Source organism: Kutzneria kofuensis, assembly GCF_014203355.1.
Classification (GTDB): Bacteria; Actinomycetota; Actinomycetes; order Mycobacteriales; family Pseudonocardiaceae; genus Kutzneria; species Kutzneria kofuensis.
Map to the genome: position 1 here is coordinate 1,473,363 of NZ_JACHIR010000001.1, position 19,762 is coordinate 1,493,124.

The window sequence follows — 19,762 nt, forward strand, 5'->3', positions numbered from 1 at the left end:
CGAGCGTGGATACGACACGAACACAGAATGCGACCGCAGACAGTCAACCACACCGAGTGCGCGAGGTGGAAGCCCGCCACCCGGACAGGTGTGACCGGTGGCACTTTTCCCCCTTGACGCGACTAGAGTTCGCCACTTAAATCATGACCCGAAATAAGGTGTGACGCGCGCACCGCCACCGAGCCTCACACACCGACGGACCCTGCGAACCTGTCGAACCGAGGTGCTGCCGTGCGACCAACGCTGCTCGTCGTGCCCCTGTTACTCGTGGCTGCAATGATGGCCACCCCGGCCGCCAACGCCGCCAACGAGTCCGTCAACGTCTGGCTGACCACCACCAACGACTCCGGTGGCCGCAACGTCACCAGAGGCCTGCAACAGCAGTCCCCGATCAGTTTCACCGCCGGCACCGGGTCCGGCCAGCAGACCATCACGGTCGACGAGAACACCCGGTACCAGCAGTTCGAGGGCGCCGGCGCGTCGTTCACCGACACCGCCGCGTACCTGATGAACTCCAGCGGCGCGCTGTCCGCGGCCACCCGCAACGCCACCATGCAGAAGCTGTTCGACCCGGTCAACGGCATCGGCCTGAGCTTCCTGCGCAACCCCATGGGCGCGTCCGACCTGGCCCGCTACAGCTACACCTACGACGACGGCGCCGCCGACCCCAACCTCAACAACTTCAGCCTGTCGCACGACATGGTCGACGTCATCCCGCTGACCAAGCAGGCCAAGCAGCTCAACCCGCAGCTGAAGGTCATGGGCTCGCCGTGGACCGCGCCGCCGTGGATGAAGGACAACAACTCCTACATCCAGGGCTGGCTGCAGTCGCAGTACTACCCGGCCTACGCGCAGTACTTCGTCAAGTACATCCAGGGCTACGCCGCCCAGGGCATCCCGATCGACTACGTCTCCGAGCAGAACGAGCCGACGGTCGGCGGCAACTACCCCGGCATGAACTGGAACGGCGACGGCCTGGCCTACTTCGCCAAGAACAACCTGCTGCCCGCCCTGCACAACGCCGGGCTGTCGACCAAGGTGCTGGCGCTGGACTGGAACTGGAGCACCTACAACTCCTTCGGCGCGCCCACCCTCAACGACGCGTCGATCCGCAACGACCCGAACTTCGGCGGCGTCGCGTGGCACGGCTACGACAACCCGAACCAGGGCAACGCCGGCGAGCAGACGACGATCCACAACCAGTACCCGTCGGTGAACGCCTACGACACCGAGCACTCCGGCGGCACCTGGATCGGCAACCAGCAGGCCGAGGACATGAACAACATCATCGACTACACCCGCAACTGGGGTCGTAGCGTGGTGAAGTGGAGCCTCGCCGTCGACGAGCACATGGGCCCGCACAACGGCGGCTGCGACGTCTGCACCGGCCTGGTCACCGTGCACCAGAACGACAACCGGGGCCAGGTCGACTACACCGTCGAGTACTACGACATGGGCCAGCTGACGAAGTTCGTCAAGCCGGGCGCCACCCGCATCGCCTCCAACGACGGCGCCGTGCGCAACGTCGCGTGGATCAACCCGGACGGCTCCAAGGCCCTGGTGGCCTACAACGGTTCCGGCAGCGCGCAGAGCGTGCGGGTCAACTGGGGCAACGAGTCCTTCACCTACTCGATCCCGGCGGCCACCAGCGCCACGTTCACCTGGACCGGCACGCAGGGCGGCGGCACCACCCCGCCGCCGGGCGGCCACACCATCACCGGCATCGGCGGCAAGTGCGTCGACGTGGCCGGCGCGAACTCCGCCAACGGCACCCAGGTGCAGCTCTACACCTGCAACGGCACCGCGGCGCAGACGTGGACCCAGTCCGGCAGCTCGCTGCAGGCGCTGGGCAAGTGCCTGGACGTGGCCGGCGCCGGCACGGCCAACGGCACCAAGGTCCAGTTGTACGACTGCAACGGGTCCGGGGCCCAGCAGTGGACCCAGAACGCGCAGCACGAACTGGTCAACACCGGCTCCGGCAAATGCCTGGACGCCACCAACCAGAGTTCGGCCGACGGCACCCCGCTGCAGATCTGGACCTGCGCCGGCACCGCCAACCAGCAGTGGACGCTCAACTGACGTCCTGATCGCCCGAATTCTCCGTCCCGGCTCGTCGCGCGTTCCGCCCGCGACGCGCCGGGACGGTTCCAGCATTCCAAAAACCGCCCCTGACCTGCGGTTTTACGTCCGAACGCCCTATTGATCGGTGCCCGATCGGTCGGTATAAATACCGCACGGAATCGACACGTGTTCTTCACCGCCGTCGCCGCTCGCGTGCCTTTCCGGGAAATGCCGGATATCCACCCCTGCCTGCACGATCCGGCCGTGCAATACCCGTAGGAGATCGACCATGCGCATCACAAGGACGAGAGCGGTGCTGGCGGCCGCGCTGCCGGTGGCGGCGTCCGCGGCCATGCTGGCCGGCTCACCGGCCGCGACGGCGGCCCCGGCCGCGGGTGCGGCCTTCCCTGCCCACTACTCCGCCCCCTACCTGCAGATCAGCGGGGGCACCGTCGGCGACATGCAGGCCGACCTGAGCGCCACCGGCACGAAGTTCTACACGCTGGCGTTCCTCACCCCCAACGGCGGCTGCAACCAGGTGTGGGAGGCCGACTCCGGCAACGGCGTCGGCGGCTTCAAGAGCCAGATCACCGCGATCCAGAACGCGGGCGGCAACGTGATCCCGTCCTTCGGCGGCGCCGAGGGCGGCGAGGTCGCGCAGACCTGCACCAACGTGTCCAACCTGACCGCCGCGTACGCGAACGTGGTCAACACGTACGGCACGCCGCGGCTGGACTTCGACATCGAGGGCAGTGTCATCAGGGACACCGCCTCCAACGCCCGGCGCGACCAGGCACTCGCGGCGCTGCAGGCGCAGAACCCGGCCGTGCAGGTCGACTTCACGCTCGGCGTCGGCTCCGACGGCCTCGAGGGCGACCAGATCAACCTGCTCAACGACGCCAAGGCCAAGGGCGTGAAGATCAGCGTCATCAACCTGATGGTGATGGACTTCTACGACGGCCAGCCGGTGATCAACGACGCGCTGTCCGCCGCCCGCAACGCGGCCAACCAGATCTCCAGCATGTTCGGCATCTCCACCGCGGCGGCGTACGCCAAGATGGGGCTCACGCCGATCGCCGGCCGCAACGACGACGGCGCGATGTTCAGCCAGGCCGACGCGCAGACCCTGGAGACCTTCGCCGCCCAGAACGGCGTGCAGGAGCTGGCGTTCTGGGAGGTCGACGGCTACGACAAGGGCACCGGCTACGCCTACTCCCGGACCTTCAACCAGATCACCGGTGGCGGCACCACGCCTCCGCCGCCCCCGCCCGGCAACACCATCACCGGGATCGGCGGCAAGTGCGTCGACGTGGCCGGGGCGAACTCCGCCAACGGCACCCAGGTGCAGCTCTACACCTGCAACGGCACCGCCGCGCAGACCTGGGCCCACTCCGGCAACAGCTTCCAGGCCCTCGGCAAGTGCCTGGACGTGGCCGGCGCCGGCACCGCCAACGGCACCAAGGTGCAGCTGTACGACTGCAACGGCACCGGGGCCCAGCAGTGGACCCAGAACGCGCAACACGAGCTCGTGAACACCGGCTCCGGCAAGTGCCTGGACGCCACCAACCAGAGCTCCGCCGACGGCACCCCGCTGCAGATCTGGACCTGCGCCGGCACCGCCAACCAGCAGTGGACCGTCAACTCCTGAGGTGACCGCGAGACGAAGGGGCCTGCCAACGCCAGGGCAGGCCCCTTTCCCTTCAGCCGAAAGGCTGCTCCCTCGCGCAGGCGGTCCGCGCGAGCACGCCGAGGCCCTCGACCGAGGTGGCGGGGCCGATGTCCCGGGGCAGGACCGACAGCCGTGAGGCGACGTCGTTGGCGTCGCACGCGTCGGGCACGTTGTACTCGGCCTGCAGTTCGCGGTAGCGGGCCTGGAACCTGATGGCGGCCTCCTTTCCCACGTGGTTCAGCAGGATGTCGTCGAAGGAGTTCCGGGGCCACGGGCTCTGCTCGTGCGGCAGCCGGAAGCCTTCCTCGCCCGGGTGCGGCGGCCCGATCCGCTCCTCCGGCACCTCCACGTCGTACCAGCGGATCACTTCCCCGTTCTCCGCGATGAACCACGACGTCGTCGAGTCCCCGTAGCTCCTGAGGTACAGGTGCGCCGCGCCGAACCGGCGGCTCAGCTCGGCGCACCTGTCCCGGCGCACGACCCGATGCGCGGCCTCGTCGGCCCACATCTGCTTGACCTCGTACGGATCGTCCTCGCCGGGCGGGAGCGTGCCCCGCGTGTGGTGGTCCGCCGACGGCTCGCCGAACACCAGGGTCCACCCGTTCAGCACCGGGCTGACGTAGATCCGGCCGCACCGGCCGTGCTCCTCGCCGTGCCGGAACCAGTCGTACCGCCACGCCAGGCGTCCCATGCGCATCGTCACCGGCACCGGCGACGACAGCCCGAACGCATCGAGCACGGCCGCCCGGTCACTGGTGGGCAAGGCGTACCAGAACTCGCATTCGTTCAGCGGCAACGGTTTCTCCGCCGGAACCAGCGCCGCATCGAACGGCTCGTCGAGCGCGGCGAGCACGGCCAGCGCCGCCTCCCGCAGCGACGGCTCCGACAGCGCCTCGCGTACGGCAGTCAGCTCCGCCGGCCCGATGTTCCGCAGGGACAACACGTTGTAGTCCCCGTCGGCGGCGATCTGGCTCAACAGCTCGACAACGTCCACGCGCGAACTATAGAAACCTAGATCTCGACGGTGTGCTTGGGTCCCGTGAACCACTTGCGGGCCGAGGCGAACCACCAGATGGCGATGAGCAGGACCAGACCGCCGACGGCGAGCGGGGCGTAGTTGACGGCGGTCCAGCTGAAGCCGGCGTCGCCGGGAACGCCGGCGGGGACGGTGGGCAGGATGAAGTACACCGAGATGATGACGATCTCGACGATGGCGGTCCAGCACATCCACTTGTAGTTGCGGCCGAGGGTCCACGGGCCGGGCACGAACGACGAACCGGCCCGCAGGCGCAGGGCGATGGGGATGAGGAAGGCCAGGTACAGGCCGATCACCGCCACCGACACCACGGCGTAGAAGGCGGTGGGCACGCCGGCGGAGCTCTTGTACAGGGCGGGCAGGGTCAGCACCAGGCCGGCGACGCACGCGCCGATGACGGCGTTGACGGGAACCCGGTTGGAGTTGAGGCGGGACCACAGGCGGTGGCCGGGAACGGCGCCGTCACGGCTGAAGGCGTAGGCCATCCGGGAGGTGCTGGTCACGCAGCTCATGCCGCAGAAGAACTGGCCGATGGCCGAGATGCCGACGACGACGATGGCCAGGTTGGAGTTCAGCGCGGTGGTGATGATCGAGCCGACGAAGCCGGCCTGCTTGTTGATCTCGTCGACGTGGGTGGCGGCGAACAGGAAGGCCAGCAACAGGACCCAGCCGCCGATGGCGGAGTACAGAATGGACTGCCAGATGCCCCGGGCGGCGGTGCGGGCGGCGCCCTTGGTCTCCTCGGAGATGTGCGCGCACGCGTCGAAGCCGGTGATGGTGTACTGGGTGAGCAGGAAACCCAGCGGCAGCACGTAGAACCAGTAGGTGCCGTCGGAGAAGCCGGAATTGTTGATCCGCTCGGTGAACACGAACGAGAAGCTCTGGTGCGAGGTCGGCGCGAACGCCAGGATGGCCACCACCGCGACCACGCCGACGACGTGCCAGTACACGGACACGTTGTTCAGCAACGCCACCAGGTGGCTGCCGAAGATGTTGATCAGAGCGTGCAGCGCCAGCACGATCACGAAGATGACGAAGATCTGGTTGAGCGTCCCCTCCCAACCGGAGTCCACAAGGGACAGGAAGAACGAGATGAACGTGGCGCAGCCGTAGTCGACCGACGCCGTCACGGCCACCAGCCCGACCAGGTTGAGCCAGCCGGTGAACCAGCCGTGCACGGGACGGCCCAACCGCGACGCCCACCAGTAGATGCCGCCGGCGGTCGGGAACGCGGACACCAGCTCGGACATGCACAACCCGATGATCAGGATGAACGCCGAGATCACCGGCCAGCCCCAGGAGATGGCCACGGGGCCGCCGTTGTTCCAGGCCTGCCCGAATGTGGTGAAGCACCCGGACAGGATGGAGATGATGGAGAAGGAGATGGCGAAGTTGGAGAAGCCGCTCCACGTCCGGCGCAGCTCCTGTCGGTAGCCCAGTCGCGCCAGGGTCTTCGCGTCGTCGTCGATGTTGTCGTCGACCTGCTCGCTCACGGCTACCTCCGCACGGTGTCCAGCAACTCTCCCAACCCGCGGTCGCCGAGATCGCTCAGCGCCCGCCCCCACTTCGCGGCCGCCTCGGCGGCGTAGTCGAAGTCGGCCGCGGCCCGGCCGCCGAGAAGTCCACTGTGGACGCGGAACCAGAGCGTCCAGGTCACGTTGGACATCGTCAGGTACAGGCGCACCCGGGCGAGCAGTTGGTCGGTCAGCGCGGCGCCGAAGTACGCGGCGGCCAGGCGCGTCACGCCGTCGACGTCCAGCAGCGCCTCGGCGGCGATGTCCCCCAGCTCGAAACACGGGTCGTTCTGCCCGGACAGCTGGTAGTCGACGATGCGAACCCGGTCGCCGTCGGCGATGAAGTTCTCGGCCAGCAGGTCGTTGTGGCACGGCACCCGCGGCAGCGGGCGGGCGGACAGCGCCTCCCGGATCCTCGCCACCAGCGGCAGCTGTTCGGCGTAGCCGTCGGGCAGCCCGAGCCCGTGCCGGTCGCACAGCGCGAGGAACTCGGCGAGCTTGTCGAAGATGTCGAACTCGTTGCCGAACGGCCGCCCGGAGTGCAGCCGCCGGCAGGCCGCGGCGATCCCCTCCAGCCGGCACGGCACGTCCGCCGCCGACAGCGTCACGCCGTCCACGTACTCCAGCACCAGAGCATGCTGGTCGGGCAGCACGCGCAGCACCCGCGGCCCGGCGCCGGTCTCGGCGGCCAGCACGGTGTTGGCGATCTCCTGGTCCATCGACACGCCCAGGCCCGCCTCGGTGACGGCCGGGTCGAGCACCCGCAGCACGAACCGCCGTCCGCCGGCGTCCACCCGCACCACCCGGTGGCTCAGCCCGCCCTTGATCACGGTCAGCTCGACGGGCCCGGCGAACTCGGGCACCCGGGCGACGATCTCGTCCAGCATCCGATCGCCTCCCCGCGCCGCGACAAACGTGATCAGCAAGTGTCGGCCCGTGGCTGGCCAGCGTCAACCCGATGCGGTAACAAGGGCGTCGTGGCAGCTGACAGGGCACTTCCCGACCGGGCCAGGATCGTGATCATCGGTGGCGGTGTGGGTGGCGCCAGCGTCGCCTACCACCTCGCCCAGCTGGGCGAACGCGACGTGGTCGTGGTCGACCGCGACGAACTGACCAGCGGCTCGACCTTCCACTCGGCCGGACTGGTCGGCCAGCTGCGCGCCGATCCGACGCTGACCAGGATGAACCAGTACTCCGCGCAGCTGTACGCCGAGTTGCAGGCCGGTGAACATCCGCCCGGCTGGGTGGAGTGCGGCGGCATCCGGTTGGCCTGCACCCCGGACCGGATGGCCGAGGTGCGCCGGCAGATCGGCTGGGCCCGGGCGTTCGGCGTGCCGCTGGAGGAGATCAGCGCCGACCAGGCCCGCGAGCTGTTCCCACTGATGAGCACCGAGGGCGTGCTCGGCGGCTCGTACCTGCCGACCGACGGCTACGTGGACCCCTCACAGCTGGCCTACTCGCTCGCCGCCGGGGCCCGCAAGGGCGGCGTGCGCATCCACCAGCACACCCGCGTCACCGGCATCGACGTCGTCAGGGGCCGCGTCACCAAGGTCCGCACCGACAAGGGCGACATCGAGGCGGAGGTCGTCGTCAACTGCGGCGGCATGTACGCGGCCGAGATCGGCCGGCTGGCCGGCGTGCGGATCCCGATCGTGCCGATGTCCCACCAGTACGTGGTCACGGAGCCGGTGCGCGAGCGGGACGGCACGCACCTGCCGACGCTGCGCGACCCGGACAACCTGGTGTACTGGCGGGAGGAGGTCGACGGGCTGCTGATGGGCGGCTACGAGCGCGACTCCCGCGCCTGGTCGCTCGACGGCGCCGGGCTGGACCGGATTCCCCATGACTTCAACGGAAAGCTGCTCGCCGCCGACTGGGAGCGGTTCGCCGAGATCAGCGAGAACGCCGCGATGCGCGTGCCGGTGATGGCCGACCTGGGCATCCGCAAGCTGATCAACGGGCCGGAGGGCTTCACCCCGGACAACGAGTTCTGCCTGGGCGAGACCGAGATCGGCGGCTTCTTCGTGGCGGCCGGCTTCTGCGCGCACGGCATCGCCGGCGCGGGCGGCATCGGCAAGGTGGTGGCCGAGTGGATCGTGGCCGGCGAGGCCCAGCTAGACGTGTCCCATATGGACATTCGCCGGTTCGGCCGGCAGTACCGGTCGCCGTCCTACACGCTGGCCCGGGTCACCGAGAACTACGAGACGTACTACGACATCCCGTTCCCGCACCGGCAGCGCTCGGCCGGCCGGCCGCTGCGGGTGTCGCCGGTGTACGGCTGGCACGCCCAGCAGCAGGCCCACTTCAGCGAGAAGTCCGGCTGGGAGCGGGTGGACTACTACCAGAACAACATGTACGGCGGCGACGACTTCATGCAGCCGCGTGGCTGGGCCGGCATGGGCTGGTCGCCGGCGATCGTCGCGGAGCACCGCGGCACCCGCGCGGCGGCCGGACTGTTCGACGAGTCCTCGTTCGCCAAGATCGAGGTGTCCGGGCCGGGCGCGGCGAAGCTGCTGAGTTGGTTGTGCGACAACGACGTCGACCGCGAGGTCGGCAGCGTCACCTACACCCAGGCGCTGAACTCGCGCGGCGGCATCGAGTGCGACTTCACCGTGACGCGGCTGGAGGAACAGGTCTTCATGATCGTCACGGGCACCGCGTACGGCTCGCGGGACCTGACCTGGCTGCGCCGGCACGCCCCGGACAACGGCTCGGTGCGGATCACCGACATCACCGGCCAGTACACGTGTTTCGCCCTGTGGGGCCCGAATTCCCGCGACATCCTGGCCCAGCTGACGCCGGCCGCGCTGGACAACGAGGCGTTCCCGTACATGACGGCGCGGCAGATCACCGTCGGCGACGTGCCGCTGACCGCGCAGCGGGTGACGTTCGTCGGCGAACTGGGCTGGGAGTTCTACGCCTCCGCCGAGTACGGCGCCGCGCTGTGGTCGACGCTGTGGGAGTACGGCCAGGACCACGGGCTGATCGCCGCCGGGTACAAGGCGATCGACAGCATGCGGCTGGAGAAGGGTTACCGGCTCTGGGGTTCCGACCTCACCCCGGACCACAATCCGTTCGAGGCGGGGTTGGGCTTCTGCGTCAAGAAGGACAAGCCGTTCCTGGGTCAGGAAGCCCTGTTGACGGCCAAGGAGCGTGGCATCACCCGCCGGCTGCGCTGCCTGACGCTGAACGAGCCGCACGCGGTGCCGCTGGGCGGCGAGCCGGTGCGGATCGGTGGTGAGGTCGTCGGGCGCGTCACCTCCGGCGGTTTCGGCTACACGGTGGACAAGCCCATCGCGTTCGCCTACCTGCCGGCGAACACGCCGATCGGCGCCGACCTCTCGGTGGAGTTGTTCGGCGAATGGGTCAACGGCGTGGTGGCACGGGATCCGCTGTTCGACCCGAAGGGCGAGCGGGTCAGGGCCTGAGAGCCGTTAACAGTCAAGGGGTCCGCGGGGGTTAACCCCCGAATCCCTTGACTGGTCTGGTCCTCCTGGTATCTGTGGTGGCAGCCACGTACTGAGGGGAATCACAAATGAAGACATTACGAGCAGCGCTCGCGCTGCCGGTGGTGGCGCTCGCCGCCATGTCGACGGCCGTGCCCGCGAACGCGGCGCCGGCGCAGCAGACCCCGACGATCACCTGGGCGCCCTGTGCGCAGGATGCGACCGTCGACTGCGGCAAGCTCGTCCTCCCGATCAACTGGGACAACCCGGGGGACGGCACGTTCACGCTGGCCCTGGCCCGCCGCAAGGCCAAGGTGCCCAGTGAGCGCATCGGCTCGCTGGTGTTCGACCCGGGCGGCCCCGGCGGCCCGGGCGTGGCCACGCTGCTCGCCAGCCCGGACATGTTCTCGCCGCAGCTGATGGACCGGTTCGACGTCATCGGCTTCGACCCGCGCGGCGTGGGCCAGAGCCAGGCCGTCAAGTGCGACAGCTCGGTTCTCGGCCAGGCCCCGACCGACGCCCCGGACACGCCCAAGGGCTACGCGGACGCGGTGGCGTTCCGCAAGAAGCTGGTGGACGACTGCCGCAAGGTCAGCGGGCCGCTGATCGACCACGTGGACAACATCAGCGTGGTCAAGGACATCGACGCGATCCGGGCCGGGCTGGGCGAGAAGAAGCTGACCTACTACGGCGTCTCCTACGGCACGCTGATGGGCCAGCAGTACGCCGAGATGTTCCCCGACCACGTGCGGGCACTGGCGCTGGACAGCAACATGGACCACAGCCAGAACACCACCGGCTTCCTCGCCACCGAGGCGCAGACCGACGAGGACGCCTTCCAGGAGTTCGTGAAGTGGTGCGACCGTGACGCCACCTGCGTGCTGCACGGCCAGGACGTCAACGCGCTGTTCAACCAGCTCTACGCCAGGGCGCAGGCCGGCACGCTGGTCGACCCGAACAGCGGGCGGCCGATCACCCCGGACCAGCTCTCGGACTTCCCGGTCGGCTACCTGTACGGGCCGGCGTGGCAGTACCTGGCCCAGGACCTCAAGGCGCTGGCCGACGGCAAGCCCGCCTTCGGCCCCAAGGCCGACACGCAGGTCCCCGTGTACTTCCCGTTCGCGTTCTGCTCGGACTGGAAGTTCGACCTGCCCAACGCCGCCTCGGTCGCGGCGCAGCGGCGCATCGACAACAGGATCGCGCCGACGCTGCGGATCTCCGGCATCGGCTGGGGCGCGGCGACCGGCTGCATCGGCACCACCAAGGTGGCCAACCCGCAGCACCCGTACCGGGTCCACGGCACGCCGCCGATCCTGATCGTGGGCGGCAAGCACGACCCGGCGACCCCGTACGCGTGGTCGGTCGGCGCGGCCAGCCAGATCCGCAACTCCACGCTGCTCACCTACGACGGCTGGGGCCACGGACAGTACTTCAAGAGCCCGTGCGTGGTGGACGCCACCGACCAGTACCTGATCTCGGGAAAGATGCCGGCCAGGGGCACGCACTGCCCGGCGGTGCCGCCGGACACCACCGGCTTCGCCGGCCAGCACTCTCCGTTGCCCGCCACCGGCTTCTGAGCGGTGGAAGTCCGCCCGTCGCGAAGGGACACCCGTGAGGACGACGGTCGTCCTGGCGCCGGCCGCCGACTGCCGTCGGCGCAGCGGGCCGCTGGTTCCGTTGCGTGCCAACGGAACTGCGGCGCGGTGCCACCGGCCGGGTCCTGACGTGACGACGAGGGGCTCCCGTGGTCACGGGAGCCCCTCCGCGTCACGCGACGATGCCGAACTCCGGCTCCTGCATCGGATTCCCCTCCCCAGGCCCCGAACGGGGCACGTGGAGAAGTATCGCGGCCGGCGGGCGAGCTCCGACAGGCCCGGTAATGCCCATCCGGCATGGGTAAGTTCGCCCATGCCGTCAGCAGGTGTCGGCGGGCCCCAGCCCGTGCCGCTTGGCGTACTCGACGGCCTCGGCCCGGTTCTGCAGCCCGACCTTGGTGTAGGCGTGGTTGAGATGGGTCTTCACGGTCGCCTCGCTGACGTTGAGCCGGCGGGCGATCTCCGCGTTGGTCAGGCCGGCGGCGACCAGCCGCAGCACGTCGGCCTCGCGGGCGGTCAGCTCGCCCCGGTGGTCACGGCCGACCGGGCGTCTCGGCGTGCCGGCGCCAGCGCCGGCGACGACCGCGCGCAGGGCGCGGATCACGGTGTCGCGGTCGGCCGTCGGCGGCAGCCAGCCGGCCGCGCCGGCCTGCAGCGCCGGCAGCACCTGGTCGTTGGTCGCGGGCACCACCGCGATCACGATCACCGCGGTCGCCGGGTGCTCGGCGCGGACCGCGCGGGTCAGTTCGACCGGGTCTCCGCCGGGCAGCGCCAGGCCGAGCAGCAGCACATCGGGTCGGAGCCGGTCCAGGAGCGGGGGTACCTGGGCATGGTGCGTCGCCGTGCCGACCACGGCGACGCCGGGTAAGTGCCCGAGCGCGGCGTCCAGGCCGGATCTGACCGGCGCGCGGTCCTCGGCGACCACGACGCGCACGATCGGGGTGTCCAAAGCCGTCATGGGCAAATGATGGTATGCCCACCCGTCTCGCACCCAGCATTCGGCGTCAGTTGTGCCGGAAGGTCAGGTCGCCAAGGCCGCCAGCACGAAATCGGCGATCTCGGCCCCCAGTTGCTCGGGCGACTTGGGGCCGTCCGGCCGATACCAGGTCGGCAATTGGTTCACCACGCCGAGCGCGATCAGCACGGCCGTGTCGGCCGGCACCACCGAGCTGAACTCGCCGGAGGCCTGCGCCTTGGCGATGACGTCCCGGAACGTGCGCTGGTAGCGGCGGCGGTCGGCGCGGAACGCCGCCATCCGCTCGGAGTCCAGCTTGTGCATCTCCCGCACGAACACCGCCGTCTCGTCGATGCGGGCCGCGGTCGTGACGACGAGGTTGACCATGATGGCCCGGACCGTCTCCTTGGCGCTGGCGCCCTCGGCGATGATCCGGTCCAGGTCGGCGGTCTGCAGCCCGATCAGCGAGTGGTAGATCTCGTAGAGCAGGTCGTCCTTGGAGTCGAAGTAGTGGTAGAGCGCGCCCTTGGTCACCTCGGCGTGCGACACCACCTCCTGCACGGTGGTGGCGTCGAAGCCCTTCTCCGCGAACAGCTTCACCGCCGCGCGCAGGATGCGGCTCTCCATCGGGGTCAGCTCGCCGCGCCCCTGCGATGCCTTGGTCACGCTCCCACCCTCACTCTCTGGCCCAATCAGGGACGGCCCAGCGCCCTGACCACGTCGAACTGGTCGGCGCCGGTCGGCAACACCATGATCGCCGGAGTGTCCAGGCCGTGCTCGACGTACTCCTGAACCCGCTCGCGGCAGCGGTCCAGGCTGCCATGCACGACCAGGTCGTCCACCACGTGGTCCGGGATCGCCGCGTTGGCGCCCTTGCGGTCGCCGGCCGCCCACAGCCGGTGCATCTCGGTCAGGTCCTCGCCGCGGCCGAGCCAGTCGTGGAACGCCGCGTAGGCCGGCACGGTCAGGTAGCTGCTGATCAGCATCCGGCCCAGGGCCCGTGCCGCGGCCACGTCGTCCGTCGGGCACACGAAGACCCGCGCCACCAGCTCCTTGCCGGCGCCCAGCTCGGCCCGCACCTTCGGCACGTCCGTCGGCGCGAGCCAGTTCGTGATCGCGCCGTCGGCCTCCTTGGCCGCCAGCCGCAGCATGCCCGGGCGCAGCGCCGCCAGCATGACCTGCGGCGGCTGCTCCGGCGTCCGCTCCAGCTTGAACCGGCTGACCTTGAACGAGCCGAAGTCGCCGTCCACCTTCTCGCCGGCCAGCGCCGGCTTGAGGAACCGGAGCGTGTCGCGGACGTGCGCGAACGGCTCGGTGAACTCGCGGGCGTTCCAGCCCTGCACGATCACCGGCGAGCTCGAGCCGATGCCCAGCGTGAACCGGCCCGGCGCGAGCTCGGCGATGGTCGCCGCCTGCATGGCCAGCAGGCCGGGGCCGCGGGTGTAGACCGGGGCGATGGCCGTGCCCAGGCGCAGCGTCGGCGCCCACTCCGCGGCCAGCGCCAGCGGCGTGAACGCGTCCGTGCCGGCCGTCTCGGCCGACCACACGTCGGTGTAGCCCAGGTCGGGCAGGGACTTGACCAGGTCGCGCTGCGCCGGCAGCGGGATGCCGGCCAGCGGCAGGGTGATTCCCCAACGACTCATGCCTCACACCACCAGCGGACGGACGGAGGCGCCACCGTCGACGACCAGTGTCTGGCCGGTCATCCAGGACGAGTCGTCGGTGGCCAGGAAGACGGCCGCCTTCGCGATGTCCTCCGGCTCGCCGATGCGGCCCAGCGGCAGCGCCTTGTTGATGCGGTCCTCGTGGTTCTCCCACAGCGCGCGGGCCAGCTGGGTGCGCACCACGCCGGGGGCGATTGCGTTCACCCGGGTGGTGGGGGCCAGCTCCATGGCGAACTGCCGGGTCAGGTGGATGACCGCCGCCTTGGTGGCGTTGTAGTAGCCGATGCCGATCTCCGGCTCCAGGCCGCCCAGCGAGGCGATGTTGATGACCGAGCCGCCGTTGGCCGACATCGAGGCCTTCCACACCAGGCTCGTCCACAGCACGATGGACAGCTGGTTGACCTGCACGATCTTCTCCGCGCGGGGCACGTCCAGGTCCACCATCGGGCCGAAGTAGGGGTTCGTGGCGGCGTTGTTGACCAGGACGTCGACGCTGCCGAACTCGGCGACCGCTGCCTCCACGCACGCCTTGGCCTGCTCCTGCTCGCCCACGTGGGCGGCCTTGGCCAGCACCTTCGCGCCCGGCTGCGCCTCGAGCAGCTCCGCCGCCACCTGGTCGAGGGAGTCCTGCTTGCGTGACGACAGCACCACGTTGGCGCCCTGCGCCGCCAGTGCGAACGCGATCGCCTTGCCGATGCCGCGGGATGCGCCGGTGATCAGCGCGGTCTTGCCGGTCAGACCTGACATCTTCGTCGCTCCTGAGGTCGGGTGACCCCACGGTACAATACCGACCAGTCGGTACGCAGTCTTCGGGCTGTGTCGTTGGTCGTTCGGGCGAGGAGGTCGTCGGCATGCAGGTGCGCGACAGCGTGGTCGTGGTGACCGGAGCCGGTCGGGGAATCGGGGCGGCGCTGGCCCGCCGGTTCGCCGCCGAGGGCGCCGCCGGCATCGTCGTGTCCGACATCGACGGCGACTCCGCCGCCGCCGTGGCCGCCTCTCTGGATTCGCGTGCCGTCGCCGTGGCCGCCGACGTCACCGATGCCGCCCAGGTGGCTTCGTTGGTCGCCGCTGCGGAGAAGGAGTTCGGCCCGGTCGACCTGTTCTGCTCCAACGCCGGCGTCGCCTTCGGCCGGGGCATGGACGCCTCACCGGCCGACTGGGCGGTGAACCTCAACGTCAACGTCATGGCTCACGTGCACGCCGCGAACGCCGCCTTGCCGTCGATGCTGCAAAGGGGGCGCGGCTACTTCCTCAACACCGCCTCCGCCGCCGGCCTGCTGATGGCTCCCGGCGACGCGCCGTACACCGTGTCCAAGCACGCCGCCGTCGCCTTCGCGGAGTGGCTTTCGGTGACCTACGGCGACCAGGGCGTCAAGGTCAGCGTCCTGTGCCCCATGGGCGTTCGGACCGACATGCTCATGCCCGGCATCGAACAGGGCGAGGTCTCCGCCCTGGCGGTGGCCGCCTCCGGCGACATCCTCGAACCCGACCACGTCGCCGGCGTCGTCGTGGAGGGCCTCGCCGCGGAGAGGTTCCACATCCTGCCGCACCCCGAGGTCGCCACCTTCGTCCAGCGCAAGGCCGCCGACGTCGACCGCTGGCTCACCGGCATGCGCCGCGCCACCGCCCAACTCCCCCACTGACCCCGGCGAGTCACGCTCTCAAGCACCCCGAATGTAGGTTTCGGGCACCTGCCGGAAACCTACATTCGGTGTGTCCCAGAGCGTGACTCGCCGAGGTTGTGTCAGCCCAGTGACCGCTTGAGGAAGTCGACCTGGAGCAGGAGGAGGTTCTCGGCGACCTGCTCCTGCGGGGTCATGTGGGTGACGCCGGACAGCGGCAGCACGGTGTGCGGGCGGCCCGCCGCCAGCAGGGCGGAGCTGAGGCGGAGGGTGTGGGCGGCGACGACGTTGTCGTCGGCCAGGCCGTGGATGATCATCAGGTCCCGGCTGAGCTTGGGGGCGTCCTCGATGAGCGAATTGGCGTCGTAGACCTCGGGCCGCTCGTCGGGGTGGCCCAGGTAGCGCTCGGTGTAATGGGTGTCGTAGAGCCGCCAGTCGGTGACGGGGGCGCCGGCGATGCCGGCACGGAAGACGTCGGGCCGCCGCAGCACAGCCAGAGCCGAGAGGTAGCCGCCGTAGGACCACCCGCGGATGGCGACGCGCTCCAGGTCCAGGAAGGGGAACTGAGCGGCGGCGGCGTGCAGGGCGTCGACCTGGTCGTCGAGGGTGGCGCCGGCGAAGTCGAGGTGGATGGCCCGCTCCCAGACGGGCCCCCGGCCGGGCGTGCCCCGACCGTCGACGACAAGCACGGCGAAACCCTGGTCGGCCAACCACTGCGAGGCGGTGAAGGCGTTCCGCGTCTGCACGACCCGCTGCGCATGCGGGCCGCCGTACGGGTCGAGCAGCACGGGCAGCTTGCCCTCGACGTAGCCGGTGGGCAGCAGCAACGCGCCCCGCAGGCCCCGCTCCCCCAGCTCCAGCAGCCGCACGTTCGGCGTGATCGACGGCGTCTCGGCGATGGAGGCTATCTCGCCGACCTTGGCGTCACCCCGGAACACCTCGGCGACGGTGCCGAAGAAGCCCAGGCCGGTGCTCAGCCGCACGGTGACGTCGCCGCCCCGGGCGACCCCGTGCACGCCGTCGTCGACGGACAGCCGCTCGACGCCGTCCTTGCGCACTCGGTACGTGTGGATCTGCGTGGGGTCGTCCTCGGACGCCCGGACCAGGATGTCTTCGGTCGTCACTGAAGCCACGGAGCGTACTTGCAAGCCGGAGTCGGTCAACGCCTCGTCGTCCACGACCAGCCGCCAGGCCCCGTCGATGGCGGCGATCCGCACCAGCCGACCGTCCTTGGTCCACGCCGGCACGCCCGGCATGATGTCGACCCAGTTCGGGTCGGTCTCCTCGTGCAGCACGGTCGTCGCGCCGGTGTCGGGATCCACCGCCAGGATCCGCTGCGTCCGCTGGTCCCGGGTCTGCACCAGCAGCAGCGGCGCCCCACCCGACGACCAGTGTGCGGTCGCCACGTACGGGAACTCGGCTCGGTCCCAGTCCACGTCGACCCGAGAGCCGTCGAGGCCCAGCACCGCCAGGCTGACGTCGGCGTTGGCCGTGCCCGCGGCCGGGTAGGCGATCTCGGCCGGCGCCGTTCCCGGGTTGGCCGGGTCGGCGATGTGCCAGCGCTGCACCGGCTTGTTGTCGACGCGGGCGGCCAGCAGCCGCTCCCCGTCCGGCGCCCACCAGTAGCCGCGGTACCGGTCCATCTCCTCGGCGGCGATGAACTCGGCGACGCCCCACGTCACCTCGTCGCCGTCCGGCACGGCCAGCGCCCGGTCGCCGGTGCCGTCCACGCCGACCACCCGCAGCTCGCCGGCCGCCACGGCGTACGCGACGTGGCGGCCGGTCGGGTCGGGCCGGGGGTCGATCACCGGGCCGGGGGTGGCCAGCTCGGCGGTCGTGCCGGCGGCCAGGTCGGTCACGTGCACCTTGCCGGACAACGCGAACGCCGCCACGGTCAGCGCCGAGTCGGTGGCATAGCCGACGACACCGGCGGCCGACTCGCGGGTGCGCTCCCGCCGGGCCCGCTCCTCCGGCGACAGCTCCTCGTTGTCGGCGCAGGGGTCGAACAGCGGCGTCTCCCGCCCGCTCTCGACGTCCAGGCTCCACAGGCCGGTGCGACGGTCGGTGCCCGACGCGGAGCGGAGGAACAGCACCCGGGATCCGTCCGGTGCGACGGTGAACGCCCTGGGCACGCCCAGCGAGAATCGCTGCGTGCGGGCTTGCTGGCGGGGAAAGGACAGTTCAGCGGTCACAGCCGCTGACCCTATCCGGCCGCACCCCGGTCACGCCGCCGCGATGTTGGGCACACGGGGCGCTCACGCCCCGGCGACCTCGGCGTAGCCGCGCAGAATCCCGGCCCAGCCGCCGTCGCCGTTCACGCCGGTGGCGACCGCCTCCCAGTTGTCGCCGTGCCGCTCGAAGTGCCGGTGCTCCAGCTCGACCCGGGTCACGTCGGGGCCCTCGGCGATGAACCGGACCTCCACCTCGCTGGCCCTGGCCGGGTCCGGGTCGTACGCCCACTCGCCGTTGAGGTGCCAGCTGACCACCACGCGGTTCGGCGGGTCGTAGACCAGGACGCTGCCCCAGTCGCACTCGCTGCCGTCGACGCCACGCTCGTACCAGCGGCCACCCTCCCGCTGCTCCAGGATGGCCTCGGCCATGTCGGCCTTGCCGATGTGGTGCGAGGACGGCCACCAGGTGGCGAACCCGGCGGTGAAGACCTTGAAGGCGTGCTGCTGTCCGGCCTTGACGGTGACGGTCTTGACGACGCTCATGACGGCTCCTCGGGTGTGTTCTCGACGGCGGCCGCGTAGGCGGCCAGTGCGCGGTCCCACACCAGGTCCAGGTAGGCGCGCAGCGCGGCGACCCCGCTGGGGTCGACCCGGTAGAGGCGCCTGGTGCCGACGGCGTCGTCGATCACCAGCCCGGCCTCCTTGAGCACCTTGAGGTGTTGGGACACGGCCGGACGGCTGATCGGCAGCTCGCGGGCGAGTTCGCCGACCGCCTTGGGCCCGGTGGCGACCAGCTCGAACACTGCCCGCCGGGTGGGGTCCCCGAGCGCGCCGAGCCCGTCGGTTCGGTAAGTCGCCACGAACCGTAAGCTACGACTTACCGATGCTCTCCGTCAAGTAGTGTGCGCGATGTGCAGCGGTTCATCACCGGTCCGGCCGTGGCCCGGCTGGAATGGGTGCTCGACGGCCTGGACGGGGCCCGCGGCTGGGGCGACGACGCCGCCGAGGTGCTCGCGCCGGAGTTCGCCGCCGTCGTCCCGCCCGAGCGGTACGTCCAGGTCACGCGGCGCCGGGCCGCCGACTACTCGCCGGTTGTCGTGGTCGGGCTCGACGTCGTGACCGACACGACCGCGCGGGCCCGGATCCGCCGGCACGACGGCACGGTCGACGTCGTCTCGTGCACGGTGGAAAGCACTGCGCCGCACCGGATCGCCAGCACGTGGGTCACCGGACTCGTGCCCACCGACCTGACGCCGCGATTGCCGGTCGACTTCGCCGACCACGATCTCCCCTACACCGCAACGGATGCGCGGCTGATCGTGTTCTCCGGCCTGCCCGGCAGCGGCAAGAGCACCCTGGCCGACGCCGCCGGCCTCGAACTCGGCGTCCCGGTGTTCGCCGCCGACTGGGTGCTCGGGGCGTTGACACCGTTCGGTGGCCGGCACTTCGAGTCGCCGCTGGCGATCGCCGAGGAGTTGCTGACCACGTTGGCGCTGCGGCAACTTGTCGCCGGCCAGTCGGTGATCCTCGATCATCCCGCCGAGCGGCTCGCCACCCGGGAACGCTGGCGCAGCCTCGCGCAGCGGACCGGCGCGGACTTCCGGGCGGTGGTGTGCCGGTGCTCCGACGCGGAGCTGCACCGCACGAGGTTGGAGAAGCGCCGCCGCGGCATCCCCGGCTGGCACGACGCCAGCGACTGGTCGAACGTGCGGCAGCGACAGGCGACGTTCCCGGGCTGGAACGGCGAGGCGCTGGCCGTGGACACCGTGCAGCCGAAGGAGATGGTCTTCGCCGCCGTCATGCGCCACATCACGGAGTAACCGACTGTGACACCCCTGACGCTGGGAAGGGGGCATTCCTGGCGTTGAACGCCAGGAATGCGCCCTTCCGAAGGTTCCTCAGTCGTGCGGGTTCGAGATCGTGGTGTCGAGATACCGCTTCACATCAACCTCCGGTGGGCGCAGGGCGGCGGCGGTTGGTGACGTCATCAAGTTAGGAGACTCTCCTCTTAACATCGGGACGATAGAGC

The 19,762-nt window shown here is 70.2% G+C and carries 17 protein-coding genes; 6 read left to right on the top strand and 11 right to left on the bottom strand.

The window, feature by feature from the left end:
• Positions 1 to 231: 231 nt before the first annotated feature.
• Positions 232 to 2,079, top strand: a complete 1,848-nt coding sequence (locus tag BJ998_RS06685; RefSeq protein WP_312889966.1) for a ricin-type beta-trefoil lectin domain protein — start codon at positions 232 to 234, stop codon at positions 2,077 to 2,079.
• Between the two features lie 117 nt (positions 2,080 to 2,196).
• On the opposite strand, the gene BJ998_RS06690 is transcribed toward BJ998_RS06685, so the two are convergent.
• The gene (locus tag BJ998_RS06690) at positions 2,197 to 2,358 is read right to left on the bottom strand and encodes a hypothetical protein (protein WP_184859454.1); all 162 of its coding nucleotides are present in this window, start codon (positions 2,356 to 2,358) and stop codon (positions 2,197 to 2,199) included.
• Between BJ998_RS06690 and BJ998_RS06695 the strand changes: the two genes are divergently transcribed.
• Positions 2,351 to 3,709 (top strand): ricin-type beta-trefoil lectin domain protein, encoded by a 1,359-nt coding sequence (locus BJ998_RS06695; protein WP_184859456.1) that lies wholly within the window; start codon positions 2,351 to 2,353, stop codon positions 3,707 to 3,709. The genes BJ998_RS06690 and BJ998_RS06695 overlap by 8 nt on opposite strands.
• 52 nt (positions 3,710 to 3,761) lie before the next feature.
• On the opposite strand, the gene BJ998_RS06700 is transcribed toward BJ998_RS06695, so the two are convergent.
• The 3 genes from BJ998_RS06700 to BJ998_RS06710 are packed head-to-tail and all read right to left on the bottom strand — an operon-like array spanning position 3,762 to position 7,167.
• The gene (locus BJ998_RS06700) at positions 3,762 to 4,724 is read right to left on the bottom strand and encodes a thioredoxin domain-containing protein (RefSeq protein ID WP_184859458.1); all 963 of its coding nucleotides are present in this window, start codon (positions 4,722 to 4,724) and stop codon (positions 3,762 to 3,764) included.
• A 17-nt stretch (positions 4,725 to 4,741) separates the two neighbouring features.
• Positions 4,742 to 6,259: an amino acid permease gene (locus BJ998_RS06705; protein WP_184859460.1), complete on the bottom strand. Its 1,518-nt coding sequence runs from the start codon at positions 6,257 to 6,259 to the stop codon at positions 4,742 to 4,744.
• 2 nt (positions 6,260 to 6,261) lie between these two features.
• On the bottom strand, positions 6,262 to 7,167 hold the full coding sequence (locus BJ998_RS06710) for a phosphotransferase (RefSeq protein ID WP_184859462.1): 906 nt from the start codon (positions 7,165 to 7,167) through the stop codon (positions 6,262 to 6,264).
• 90 nt (positions 7,168 to 7,257) lie between these two features.
• Here BJ998_RS06710 and BJ998_RS06715 point away from each other — a divergent pair, with 90 nt between their 5' ends.
• Complete coding sequence (locus tag BJ998_RS06715; protein ID WP_184859464.1) at positions 7,258 to 9,708, top strand: GcvT family protein; 2,451 nt, start codon at positions 7,258 to 7,260, stop codon at positions 9,706 to 9,708.
• A 107-nt stretch (positions 9,709 to 9,815) separates the two neighbouring features.
• Positions 9,816 to 11,303 (top strand): alpha/beta hydrolase, encoded by a 1,488-nt coding sequence (locus BJ998_RS06720; RefSeq protein ID WP_184859466.1) that lies wholly within the window; start codon positions 9,816 to 9,818, stop codon positions 11,301 to 11,303.
• 337 nt (positions 11,304 to 11,640) lie between these two features.
• Here BJ998_RS06720 and BJ998_RS06725 read toward each other — a convergent pair whose 3' ends face one another.
• From BJ998_RS06725 to BJ998_RS06740, 4 genes are all read right to left on the bottom strand, one after another.
• Positions 11,641 to 12,279 carry a response regulator transcription factor gene (locus BJ998_RS06725; RefSeq protein ID WP_184859468.1) on the bottom strand — a complete coding sequence of 213 codons (639 nt, stop codon included), beginning with the start codon at positions 12,277 to 12,279 and terminating at the stop codon, positions 11,641 to 11,643.
• Between the two features lie 63 nt (positions 12,280 to 12,342).
• Positions 12,343 to 12,942 carry a TetR/AcrR family transcriptional regulator gene (locus BJ998_RS06730; protein ID WP_312889967.1) on the bottom strand — a complete coding sequence of 200 codons (600 nt, stop codon included), beginning with the start codon at positions 12,940 to 12,942 and terminating at the stop codon, positions 12,343 to 12,345.
• Between the two features lie 26 nt (positions 12,943 to 12,968).
• Positions 12,969 to 13,919, bottom strand: coding sequence for an LLM class F420-dependent oxidoreductase (locus BJ998_RS06735; RefSeq protein ID WP_184859470.1), 951 nt, complete (start codon positions 13,917 to 13,919; stop codon positions 12,969 to 12,971).
• Between the two features lie 3 nt (positions 13,920 to 13,922).
• The gene (locus BJ998_RS06740) at positions 13,923 to 14,687 is read right to left on the bottom strand and encodes an SDR family oxidoreductase (RefSeq protein ID WP_184859472.1); all 765 of its coding nucleotides are present in this window, start codon (positions 14,685 to 14,687) and stop codon (positions 13,923 to 13,925) included.
• Positions 14,688 to 14,791: 104 nt separating this feature from the next.
• Between BJ998_RS06740 and BJ998_RS06745 the strand changes: the two genes are divergently transcribed.
• Positions 14,792 to 15,583, top strand: coding sequence for an SDR family oxidoreductase (locus BJ998_RS06745; protein ID WP_184859474.1), 792 nt, complete (start codon positions 14,792 to 14,794; stop codon positions 15,581 to 15,583).
• Positions 15,584 to 15,684: 101 nt separating this feature from the next.
• On the opposite strand, the gene BJ998_RS06750 is transcribed toward BJ998_RS06745, so the two are convergent.
• The 3 genes from BJ998_RS06750 to BJ998_RS06760 all read right to left on the bottom strand — a co-directional run bounded on the left by BJ998_RS06750 (position 15,685) and on the right by BJ998_RS06760 (position 18,593).
• Entirely contained in the window at positions 15,685 to 17,754 is a 2,070-nt protein-coding gene (locus BJ998_RS06750; RefSeq protein ID WP_184859476.1) for a S9 family peptidase, read from the bottom strand.
• A gap of 63 nt (positions 17,755 to 17,817) precedes the next feature.
• Positions 17,818 to 18,276, bottom strand: a complete 459-nt coding sequence (locus BJ998_RS06755) for an SRPBCC family protein (RefSeq protein ID WP_184859478.1) — start codon at positions 18,274 to 18,276, stop codon at positions 17,818 to 17,820.
• Complete coding sequence (locus tag BJ998_RS06760) at positions 18,273 to 18,593, bottom strand: ArsR/SmtB family transcription factor (protein ID WP_184859480.1); 321 nt, start codon at positions 18,591 to 18,593, stop codon at positions 18,273 to 18,275. Before BJ998_RS06760 ends, BJ998_RS06755 begins: the two co-directional genes overlap by 4 nt.
• 51 nt (positions 18,594 to 18,644) lie before the next feature.
• On the opposite strand from BJ998_RS06760, the gene BJ998_RS49065 reads away from it, so the two are divergent.
• Positions 18,645 to 19,553, top strand: coding sequence for a P-loop nucleotide/nucleoside kinase family protein (locus tag BJ998_RS49065; protein ID WP_184859482.1), 909 nt, complete (start codon positions 18,645 to 18,647; stop codon positions 19,551 to 19,553).
• Positions 19,554 to 19,762 lie beyond the last annotated feature (209 nt).

What these genes read in the sequence shown, in the direction of transcription:
- BJ998_RS06725 (WP_184859468.1), bottom strand. Translation starts at nt 12,279, where the DNA reads ATGACGGCTTTGGACACCCCGATCGTGCGCGTCGTGGTCGCCGAGGAC.
- BJ998_RS06755 (WP_184859478.1), bottom strand. Translation starts at nt 18,276, where the DNA reads ATGAGCGTCGTCAAGACCGTCACCGTCAAGGCCGGACAGCAGCACGCC.
- BJ998_RS06745 (WP_184859474.1), top strand. Translation starts at nt 14,792, where the DNA reads ATGCAGGTGCGCGACAGCGTGGTCGTGGTGACCGGAGCCGGTCGGGGA.
- BJ998_RS06740 (WP_184859472.1), bottom strand. Translation starts at nt 14,687, where the DNA reads ATGTCAGGTCTGACCGGCAAGACCGCGCTGATCACCGGCGCATCCCGC.
- BJ998_RS06710 (WP_184859462.1), bottom strand. Translation starts at nt 7,167, where the DNA reads ATGCTGGACGAGATCGTCGCCCGGGTGCCCGAGTTCGCCGGGCCCGTC.
- BJ998_RS06735 (WP_184859470.1), bottom strand. Translation starts at nt 13,919, where the DNA reads ATGAGTCGTTGGGGAATCACCCTGCCGCTGGCCGGCATCCCGCTGCCG.
- BJ998_RS06720 (WP_184859466.1), top strand. Translation starts at nt 9,816, where the DNA reads ATGAAGACATTACGAGCAGCGCTCGCGCTGCCGGTGGTGGCGCTCGCC.
- BJ998_RS06695 (WP_184859456.1), top strand. Translation starts at nt 2,351, where the DNA reads ATGCGCATCACAAGGACGAGAGCGGTGCTGGCGGCCGCGCTGCCGGTG.
- BJ998_RS06690 (WP_184859454.1), bottom strand. Translation starts at nt 2,358, where the DNA reads ATGCGCATGGTCGATCTCCTACGGGTATTGCACGGCCGGATCGTGCAG.